The organism is Streptomyces niveiscabiei, assembly GCF_001419795.1.
Taxonomy (GTDB): Bacteria; Actinomycetota; Actinomycetes; order Streptomycetales; family Streptomycetaceae; genus Streptomyces; species Streptomyces niveiscabiei.
The window spans coordinates 1-1,176 of the sequence record NZ_LIRL01001030.1 but is presented as its reverse complement, the minus strand read 5'-3'; the positions used below and the strand labels follow the sequence as shown (position 1 = coordinate 1,176).

General features: G+C 69.6%; 1 protein-coding gene. It reads right to left on the bottom strand.

Translation table 11 applies throughout. The annotated features are described in order from the left end of the window. The coding region (locus tag AOK24_RS39165) for an excinuclease ABC subunit UvrA (protein WP_478078783.1) at nt 1-1,125 on the bottom strand (1,125 nt) is incomplete at its 3' end. Nucleotides 1,126-1,176 lie beyond the last annotated feature (51 nt).

The following is a 1,176-nucleotide window of genomic DNA, read 5'->3' as shown; positions in this document are numbered from 1 at the left end:
CTTCACGCGCTGGGCCTCGCCGCCGGACAGCGTGCCCGAGGGGCGGTCCAGGGAGAGGTAGCCGAGGCCGATCTCGTTGAACGAGTCCAGGGTCTGGCCGAGCGCGGCCAGGAGCGGGGCCACCGAGGGGTCGTCCAGCTTGCGGACCCACTCCGCGAGGTCGCTGATCTGCATCGCGCAGGCGTCCGCGATGCTGATGCCGCCGATCTTCGAGGAGCGGGCCGCCTCCGTCAGGCGGGTGCCCTCGCAGTCCGGGCAGGTCGTGAACGTGATCGCGCGGTCCACGAACTCCCTGATGTGCGGCTGCATCGCCTCGCGGTCCTTCGCGAGCATCGACTTCTGGATCCGGGGGACCAGGCCCTCGTACGTCATGTTGATGCCCGCGATCTTCATGCGGGTCGGCTCCAGGTACAGGAACGCGTGCCGTTCCTTCTTCGTGAAGCGCTTGATCGGCTTGCCCGCGTCGTACAGGCCCGACTCCGCGTACAGGCGGTAGCCCCAGCCGCCCGTCTTGTAGCCGGGGACCAGGAGCGCGCCGTCGTCGAGGGACTTCTCCTCGTCGAACAGCTGCGTCAGGTCGAAGTCCGTGACCGAGCCCCGGCCCTCGCAGCGGGGGCACATGCCGCCCTGGATGCTGAACGAGCGGCGCTCCTTCACCGTCTGGCCGCCCCGCTCGATCGTCACCGCGCCCGCGCCACTGATCGAGGCGACGTTGAAGGAGAACGCCTTCGCCGGGCCGATGTGCGGGGTGCCGAGGCGGCTGAAGAGGATCCTCAGCATCGCGTTGACGTCCGTGACCGTGCCGACCGTCGATCTCGGGTCCGCGCCCAGGCGCTGCTGGTCGACGATGATCGCCGTGGTCAGGCCCTCCAGGACGTCCACGTCGGGGCGGGCGTTGTTCGGCATGAAGCCCTGGACGAACGCGCTGTACGTCTCGTTGATCAGCCGCTGCGACTCCGCCGCCACCGTCCCGAACACCAGCGAGCTCTTCCCCGAGCCCGAGACGCCGGTGAACACCGTCAGCCTCCGCTTCGGGATCTCCACGCTGACGTCCCGCAGGTTGTTCACCCGCGCACCGTGCACCCGGATCAGGTCATGGCTGTCGGCGGCGTGCGGCTTGGTCATCGCGGCTCCTTGTGTGGGCGGGGTTGAGGCCAGGCTAGGCGGGGGGGGGGG